Below are 8,879 nucleotides of genomic sequence, written 5' to 3'. Positions count from 1 at the left end.
ATAACGGACCACCCAACCCCCACTGAGCAGACTGGTCACCATCGCACTGAGGTAGATCAGCGCGACGTAGACACCGACCAGCGCGACCGGCCCGGCCAGGTCGCGAGCCGCGGCCGGTGCCAGCACCGGCACGGTGAACGAGGCCATCGAGGCGAGCGCCTGGATCGCCAGCGTCACCACCAGCGGGAGAAAGCCTCCGCCCATCAGGCCTCTCCCTGAGCGAGAACGAGGTAGCGCGATTGTCCACCGGACAGCACGGAAGGCAGACCCTGTCTCATATCTTTTGGACTCCTAACACCAGACCTGGCGTCATCTGGGTGCTTACCCTAACGCTGCATCGAGAAAAACCATCACGCACAGGCCGGACATCAGGGAGAGTCCGGGGCGGCCCTTGCCGCCGCGCCCACAGGTCTCTGGGATGATGTTATTGCACACCACGAACAACATGGCGCCAGCGGCGAACCCCAGGCTAAGGGGAAAAGAAATCGCGAAACCGGACGTAACGGCAAGGCCGAACATCGCCCCGACGGGCTCCATCACCCCGGTGGCAGCAGCGACCAGGCAGGAGACAGGAATGGAAAGACCAATCGCACGAAGTGCCATGGCGACAGCCAAGCCTTCGGGTACATCCTGAATAGCGATCGCCGTAGCGAGCGACACACCGAGCTCCGGATCACCGCCAAATCCCACACCTACCGCCATGCCCTCAGGAAAGTTGTGAATCGCTATCGCCATGACGAACAGCCATACCCGGCTAGCACCTGCTAGCCCGGCGCCCGTTCCATAAGACAATGCGAACACCTGATCGTGAGGGAGGAATCGGTCCAAGCAACTGATCAGCGTGGCACCCAGCGCCAAGCCGAGCACTACCGTGCCTGCCGCCATGAATTTGTTCTCGAGAATCGAATTGGCCGCATCGAATCCGGGCAATATAAGAGACAGAAAACTGGCCGCCAGCATCATTCCAGATGCGAAGCTGAGCATGTTTGATTGGATTTCGTCGCTCAACCTCCGCAATGTTATTGCAAACGTGGCGCCCAGCGCCGTGGCGACGAACCCGGCGCCACCGCCAATGAATGCGTAGCGCGCCGCATCGGGTTCGTGTCCATTCGCTACGAATCCAGCCATGACCATCACTAACCCAGCGATGCTAATAAGCGCCGCCAGCAGGCAGAGGAAAACCAGTCTGTTAAGACTCGCTTTGTTGGTAAAGGTAGCCAGCAGCGCACCACATGGATTCTTTTGAAACATGACTCGGCCTTAGCTACTTTGCTTCGTGTAGGCGGCCCAAAACGCAGCGCGCCAATGCACGTTGATAAAAGTGTTCGCTGTTTTTACTGGTGAACAGAGCGCCGGCACGGACCTGAACAACGGGCTCGTGCCGGAGCGCGACTGAGCGGGATTCTTAGGTCGGGCGGCACACCTCTGCCAAGGGCACTGCTGCGTATGCAGCCGCGCCCCGGCCTACGTCAATCAACCCTTGATTTCGACACCTGCCATTTCCTCGACTACCAACGCGATGGCCGTGTGGTCCATGGCACCGCAGCCTTTAGCTACGCCGAATTTCCATAATTCGTACGCGGCTGAGGAGACGAATGTCGGTACCCCAGCCTGATGGGCCATATCCAAGGCAATACCAACGTCCTTGCACATCAGCCCGACGGTGAACCCAACGTCGAACTTGCGCGACATGACCTGTTGCGGGAATTTCATCTCGCTCGACACGCTCTTGCCGCTACCGACGTTGATCACGTCGAGCATTTTTTGCGCATCGACGCCCATCTTGACGCCCAGCGCCATGGCTTCTGAAGTGATGGCTAGCGTGGTTGCCGTGATGAGGTTGTTCAGCGCCTTGACGGTATGGCCGGCCCCCAGGTCGCCAACGTGAATCACGTGCTCGCCCACGTCCCGGAGAATGGCATCGGCATCGGCCAGTACAGCGGCATTACCACCCACCATGATGGTCAACTGGCCAGTTTCAGCCTTTTTAACCCCGCCGCTGACAGGGGCATCGAGCATATGAATACCTTGCTTCGACAAAGCCTGGCCAACTTCAGTGGTGATCGCCGGAACCGAACTAGTCATGTCGATGAGTGTGCTGCCCTCGCGCATGCCAGCCGCCAGTCCCTGCTCGCCAAACACAACTTTTTTGACGATATCGCCGTTCGGGAGCACGGTAATGACGAACGGGTGCTCCGCGCCGAGAGTCTTCAGGCTTTGATAGCCCGTGGCGCCGAGTTCAGCGAACCGTGCGACGGCCGCGGCATCAGTGTCATAAATACCAACCTCATGCCCCTGTTCCATGAGCCGCTTGGCGACCCGCCCCCCCATGTTTCCCAGACCCACTACTGCGATTTTCAAAGTAAAACTCCCAGATCAAAAAGCCCGCACCGAGTTTGTCGCTCGACCAAGGTCTCGCACCCAAGCCGGCAACTAGAAGACCATTCGCTAGTTCAACAAGAGCGTCGTGATCGAGGGCACCATCGCTACCAGGCACAACACCAGGAGCATGATTCCGACGTAAGGCGCAGCGCCAGCAATGATTCTTTCGATGGATACGTCCCGAACAACGCCCTGAACCACAAAGAGGTTCAAACCCACCGGCGGCGTGATCAACGCCATTTCCATGTTGATGACCAGCAGTACGCCAAACCAGATCAGGTCCCAACCGAACGAATCGATGATCGGAACCAGGATGGGCGTGGTGATGACGATGATGGAAATCGTCTCCATGAAGCAGCCGAGAAACAGCAGGAACAACATGATTGCAGCCAGGACGATCCATGGGGCCACGTCCATGCTGGCGACGGCATTGGCGAGGATCGGCGCGACGGCCGTGGTGGTCATCACATAGCCGAACAGCATTGCGGCTGCGACGATCATCAGCACCATCGCGCTGCTACGTGCCGACTCGAGCAGAATCTTGACCAGCGTCTTGCCATCGATTTCGCGGTAAAGCAGACCGGCTAACAGCAGGCTGGTGATCGCCCCCAGTGCCGCCGCCTCGGTGGGCGTGGCGATTCCCTGGTAAATGGAGCCCAGGATGATCCAGATGAGCAACGCCATCGGTAACAAATCCAGCAAGGCGCGCAACCGCATTGTCAGCGTGACCTTCCGAACATTGGCGGTAGGGTCGACCACTTTCAGATTCCCACGGCGCCAGTCGAGCCACACCTGATAGCCGATGAAGGACGCGGCCATGATCAGGCCCGGCACGATGCATGCGATGAACAACTTGTTGATCGATTGTTCGGAAATGATTCCGTAGATGATTAGCGGAATGCTCGGCGGGATCAGAATGCCCAGGGTCCCGCCGGCGGCAACGGCGCCGCAGGAGTCGTTGTCGCTATATCCCAGGCGCCGCATCTCCTTGATTGACAGCCCCCCGATGGCACCAGCGGTAGCAACGCTTGAGCCCGACACGGCCGCCATGATGGTTGAGGCGAGTGTCGTCGCGACCAATAGCGCACCTGGCACGCCGTGCATCAGGATTGCCAAAGCGTTATATAGGCGTCCGCCCATCCCCGAAGCGGAAATAATTGCGCCCATCAGAATAAACAGGGGCACGGCCGTCAGCGCAAACTCCATCACGCTGCTATTGAGGGTTGGGGCCACCAGACTGAAAGCCGAAATTCCGCCTTCTAATATGAACAAGGAGCCAAGGGCGACCGTTAACAGAGAAAACGCAACCGGAATACCGATCGATAAAAGCAACAACAATGCACCGAACATTGCTGCGCCAATCCAAATTTCTACGGGCATTGTAGTTATCTCATGAAATTAAGATTAGTTCTGTCCGCTCGGCGCGAGCCAGCAGCGAAAAGTATTGCGCAACTGAACAGCCAATAGCAGAAGCATCCCTATGGGAAGCGAACTGAAGGGAATCCAGAGAGGCACGGTAAACATACCGGCAGATTGTTCGCCCGAAACCCATATTTCGAGCCACTGTTCGCAGCCGAGCCATAAGAGCAGCCCGACCACCAACACGACAATGACATTCGACACCGACAGTGCCAAGCCGCGAAGTTTCGGGGGCAAGCGGGTCGTTACAATATCTACTCCCACATGCGCGCCTTCCCGCTGCGCGTACGCGGCACCGACGAAGGTGATAAAAGCGACAATATAGGTATTTACGTCGGTAACCCAATTAGTTGTCGCACCGAACACACTGCGCGCAACCACATCGTAAGTAACCGAGATACCGATAAAAAAAGCCGCAATTCCGGCAACTATGCCACTCAACATGATTAGGCCATCGAAGCATTTAACTTTACTGGACATTCTTTCGCTCCTAACTTCAACGGACCGGTGCGGCGAGCCGTGCCGGTCCGTAGACGGGTCGTTTCAGTGCTGTCCTGAAATTGCCTTTTCCAGAAGCGCCGCTCCGCCAGGAACTCCTTCTTTAAAAGCAGCGAAAGCATGGGTGGCAAAAAGATCGTGCCATTTATCCCAGTCGCCTTCGGTCAGCTTTTCCACAGCAACGCCGTTGGCAGCAAACTCGTGCGCGACGCGCTTGTCCTCTGCCATAGCACCTTCGAGCGCTTTCGCTTCAACACTCTTACCCGCCTCGGCGAGTATCTTCTGCTGTTCTGGGCTGAGCTCCTTCCAGGTTTTCATGCTGATGGCGATCGGCTCGATCGTGAAATAGACCGAATAATCTTCAGGCGACACGTAATGCTCGGATACTTCGTACACCCGATACGCACCCAGCGAACTCGAGGAAGTCAATAAACCGTCGAGCAATCCGCTCTGCATGGCTCCATAAGTTTCCGAGGACGGCATTGTCGATGTGCTCGCGCCAGCTTTTACGAGCGCACCCTCCATGTACTTACCCGCAGCACGGACTTTCTGGTTCTGCAGATCCGCAGGAACACGAATAGGGCCATCGGTCGAGGCAAAACCCCCTGCGATCTGAATCCAAGCAAGTGTCTTGAAGCCGTAGTCATTGGCCTTCGCTTCCAGCTCTTTCCAGGCCTCGGTACTTTTGAAATCGAAGACTTCGTTGTGGCTTTTCCAAAGACCCGGTAGCAACACAAGGTTCATCTCGGGAATGGCCCCAGCGGAATATATATACGGATAGATTGCCAGGTCGATGGCCCCGGATTTCAAGGCTGTATGTGTATCAGCCGCTTTGACGATGGACTGAGCGGGGAAGAACCGTATTTTAATATCTCCGCCGCTGCGCTTTTCAACTTCTTCAGCGAACTGCACCCCCGCTGCAACGACATAGTCTTTTTCATTTTGAGGCCACTGATGCGCCAACTTCAGCGTCATGGACTCTGCATATGCGAGACCCGTGGACAACGACAATGCAACACCAAGGCAAGCTATTTTTTTACGGAGCATTTGCTGTTCCTCTATTTTTTATATTTGTTTTATTTACACGAACTGTTCAAATCGAACTTATTGGCTCTATCACCGGTTGCTGCTCGGCATATAAACACGTGCCGGGCGAACTCTTTCACATCGTCAGGCTTGAGATACGGGAAGTTTGATCATTAACCCATCCATCTCTTCACCCACGACGAGCTGGCAAGTCAGGCGAGATCCATCTGACCGTTGATATGCAAAGTCGAGCATGTCCAACTCCATCGAGTCGGCTGGTTCAAGTCTTTCTTGCCATGCCTCGTCGACATATCCATGGCACGTCGCGCATGAACAGGAACCTCCGCAATCGGCATCAATGCCTTTCACGCCGTTCTGCACAGCAGCTTCCATCACGGTTTGGCCAATCCGGGCACCTACCTGCTTCTCGGTACCGTCTGGCTCAATGAAAATAATCGTAGGCACATCAGATCTCCTGCGTTGTATTCGTACGTGTTGGGACGAACTCTGGTATGGCGCTCAGCTCGACCGACGGGTCCGCCAGAGCATCAAAACTTGGGTTGAAGCCAGCCGTTAACCAGCGCTTCGCGGTCATAAAGGCTTTCGGATCGTTAATCGCGTCGACTGCGAGGAAGCGGTCGTCATCGAAATACCAAACCGAAAGGCCTGAGCGGGGCGCCTCTCTCACCGCGACGCGGTTGTAGCCAAGGTGCAGGCCGGCGATCTGCAGTTTGGTGGCGTACTGATCGGACCAGAACCACGGAATCGGCAGGTAGTGGGGCTCTTCGCCCAGCATCGAGCGCGCCACCACATCCGCCATATCCACGGCGTTCTGGATAGATTCGAGCCGCATGTGCACCCCCCGATACGGGAAGAAGGCGCAGTCGCCCGAAGCATAGATAGACGGATCGGAGGTACGCCCGCAGCTATCGACGACGATGCCGTTCACTACAACCAGCCCGGCGCGTTCTGCCAGTTCCGTGGCGGGGTTCACGCCGATGCCGGCGACGACCACATCGACGTCCATTTCTGAACCGTCGCTGAGACGCGCACGCACCGCCCGACCTTCGTGCTGCTCAAGACCATCGAGGCCGACGCCCTCTCGGATCACCACACCGTTTTGCAGATGCAGTGCATTGAAGTAGGACGCGGTCTCGACCGAGGCCACACGATTGAGAATCCGGTCGGCCTGTTCAATCAGGGTGACGTGCATGCCGAGGCTTCGCGCCACCGCCGCGGTCTCGAGTCCGATGTAGCCCCCACCGACCACCAACAGCTGGCGTCCTTTGCCGAACTCGTCGCGCAGCGCCCTGGCGTCGGCCAGTGTCCTGAGGGTGTAGACATTACGAGCATCGCCGCCTATCGAAGCCGGCAGGCGCCGTGCATTCGCACCAGTAGCCAGCGCAAGCCAGTCATAGCGCAGCGTCGTCCCGTCATCCAAGGTGACGCTTTTTGCCGTGCGATCTAGCGTCGTGATCCGACAGCCCAGCCGCAGCTCGATACGCTCACTCTCATAGAGTTGCTTGGGCTTCAGATAAAGCCCGTCGGCTTCCGCCAGGTTGGTCACGTATTTCTTCGACAACGGTGGGCGGTGATACGGAAGGTCAGGCTCTTCACCGATGAGGGTGATTTCCTCCTGGCATCCCAGCATCCGCAGCTTGAACGCCAGCGAAACGCCTGATTGTCCGGTGCCGACGATTATTATTCTCTTGGTCATGCTTCGGGATCCGTTTCGACTCAGCTTTATGGAGTACGACTAGCCGCGATTCACTGGCTGCCCTCCAAGTCATTCCGCCATTGGCGCCACGCTGGCGAACCATCGTGACCGCTCATGCTCGCCTCCCGAGCGGCGGATCTTCTCTAGCGCTCTTTCTTACAGGTTGCTCCGCAGCGAAGTCGTTTTGAAGCTAGTTTTGCCGACACCCGCATTCGCGCTGACCGAATGCGAGGCCCGACTTCGCAACGTGTGCAAGACGCCAAGGCTCTACAGCGACGCATGGGCGTACGGGCCGAGCATCACTCGAAACAATTCACTATGGTTTTGGTGGTGGTGAACTCATCCAGGGCGATGAAGCCTTTCTCGCGCCCGTAGCCACTTTTCTTTCGGCCGCCGAAGGGCAGCTCGACCCCACCGCCAGCGCCATAGCAGTTGATATACACCTGGCCCGCGACCACCGAGCGCGCCATGCGCTGCTGACGCGCACCGTTCTCGGTCCATACTGCGGCTACCAGACCGTATTCCGTCGCGTTGGCGAGCTCGATGGCGTCCGCCTCGTCTTCGAAAGGCATGGCTGCAAGCACCGGACCGAACACTTCGGCAGTAGCCAGCTCGTGGTCACGAGGGACAGGTCCGAACAGCATCGGCGGAACGAAGAATCCGCCCGGCTCGATGCCGTCGAGTTTGCCGGCTGCAAGCAACGGCAAACCGGATTCGTGGAGGCGGTGGATAAATGCCTGCACACGCTCGAACTGCGCACGGGTGATGATCGGACCGCAATCGGCACCGGAGTCCGGCATGCCGGCGCGAATACCCTCGAACCGCGCCGCAACACGCGACACCACCTCATCGTAGATTTCGCGCTGAATTAGCAAACGGGTACCTGCCGAACAGGTTTGCCCGGTGTTTTGTGCCAGGGCGCTGACAATAGCGGGCACCGCCTTGTCGAGATCGGCGTCGGCGAAAACGATTTGCGGGGACTTGCCGCCCAGTTCCAGCACACAGGGGACATGGTTAGCTGCGGTCGCCTGCTGCACGAGTGCGCCTACGCCAGGCGAGCCGGTAAAGGTGACCAGGTTGATGTCCGGGTGTCCGGTCAGGGCCGCGCCAGCCTCATGGCCAAATCCAGTGACAATATTGAGCGCACCGTCGGGCAGGCCTTCTTCCATCATCAACGTCGCGATGTAAAGCACCGACTGGCACGCCTCTTCGGACGGTTTCAGCACGATCGCATTGCCGGCCGCCAACGCTGGACAGGCCGTGCGACCGAACATCTGGGAAGGGTAATTCCAAGGGATGATGTGCCCGGTGACCCCAAGCGGTTCATGCACGACATTGACGGTATAACCGTTCAGGTACGGAATGACTTCGCCATGATGCTTGTCAGCCGCCGCGCCGTAATATTCGAAGTAACGTGCCAGCACGACAACGTCTCGCTCCGCCAGATGCAGCGGCTTGCCGGTGTCGCGTGATTCGATTTGCGCGATTTCCTTGGCTTGCAGGAGTATCCGGTTGCCAATTCTGAGCAGCAGTCTCCCCCGCTCTGCTGCGGTGAACCGCCCCCAATTGGAATTCAGTGCCTGGCGCGCCGATTGGACTGCCGCGTTGACTTCCCACTCGCCGCCGCGACTTACCTGGGTGAAGACTTTTCCTGTTGACGGCTCGTCGACATCGATCAGGCGTTCGTCATGAGCGGCAAGCCATTGCCCGTTAATTAATATTGTTTTCATGGCACCCCTTGAGCTTGTAGTACAGAAAGCGAAACGTGCGCAATGCAAGATCAGGACAGCTACTCGCGCCCGTTTCGACTGGTCGAATTGCACGCGAGGCCCATTCG

The 8,879-nt window shown here is 57.6% G+C and carries 8 protein-coding genes and 1 pseudogene; all 9 read right to left on the bottom strand.

Annotated elements, in window-relative coordinates; genetic code table 11:
- A pseudogene (locus NAV33_RS20825) lies at positions 1 to 204 on the bottom strand (hypothetical protein); the annotation flags it as partial.
- Between the two features lie 117 nt (positions 205 to 321).
- Positions 322 to 1,251, bottom strand: a complete 930-nt coding sequence (locus NAV33_RS20820) for a ZIP family metal transporter (protein ID WP_255983651.1) — start codon at positions 1,249 to 1,251, stop codon at positions 322 to 324.
- Positions 1,252 to 1,473: 222 nt separating this feature from the next.
- Positions 1,474 to 2,361: an NAD(P)-dependent oxidoreductase gene (locus tag NAV33_RS20815; RefSeq protein ID WP_255983649.1), complete on the bottom strand. Its 888-nt coding sequence runs from the start codon at positions 2,359 to 2,361 to the stop codon at positions 1,474 to 1,476.
- Positions 2,362 to 2,448: 87 nt separating this feature from the next.
- A complete protein-coding gene (locus NAV33_RS20810) occupies positions 2,449 to 3,762 on the bottom strand; it encodes a TRAP transporter large permease (RefSeq protein WP_255983647.1) in 1,314 nt (437 codons plus the stop codon).
- A 24-nt stretch (positions 3,763 to 3,786) separates the two neighbouring features.
- Positions 3,787 to 4,281 (bottom strand): TRAP transporter small permease, encoded by a 495-nt coding sequence (locus NAV33_RS20805; RefSeq protein WP_255983645.1) that lies wholly within the window; start codon positions 4,279 to 4,281, stop codon positions 3,787 to 3,789.
- A 63-nt stretch (positions 4,282 to 4,344) separates the two neighbouring features.
- On the bottom strand, positions 4,345 to 5,346 hold the full coding sequence (gene dctP, locus NAV33_RS20800) for a TRAP transporter substrate-binding protein DctP (protein WP_255983643.1): 1,002 nt from the start codon (positions 5,344 to 5,346) through the stop codon (positions 4,345 to 4,347).
- 123 nt (positions 5,347 to 5,469) lie between these two features.
- Positions 5,470 to 5,790: a 2Fe-2S iron-sulfur cluster-binding protein gene (locus NAV33_RS20795; protein WP_255983641.1), complete on the bottom strand. Its 321-nt coding sequence runs from the start codon at positions 5,788 to 5,790 to the stop codon at positions 5,470 to 5,472.
- Between the two features lies 1 nt (position 5,791).
- A complete protein-coding gene (locus tag NAV33_RS20790; protein WP_255983639.1) occupies positions 5,792 to 7,042 on the bottom strand; it encodes an NAD(P)/FAD-dependent oxidoreductase in 1,251 nt (416 codons plus the stop codon).
- Positions 7,043 to 7,341: 299 nt separating this feature from the next.
- Positions 7,342 to 8,772 carry an aldehyde dehydrogenase family protein gene (locus NAV33_RS20785; RefSeq protein ID WP_255983637.1) on the bottom strand — a complete coding sequence of 477 codons (1,431 nt, stop codon included), beginning with the start codon at positions 8,770 to 8,772 and terminating at the stop codon, positions 7,342 to 7,344.
- Between the last annotated feature and the right edge of the window lie 107 nt (positions 8,773 to 8,879).

Origin of the sequence: Stutzerimonas stutzeri (genome assembly GCF_024448715.1) — a bacterium.
GTDB lineage: Bacteria > Pseudomonadota > Gammaproteobacteria > Pseudomonadales > Pseudomonadaceae > Stutzerimonas > Stutzerimonas stutzeri_AR.
Note: the sequence above shows the minus strand (reverse complement) of the source record. Positions and strands in the feature narration are given on the sequence as shown.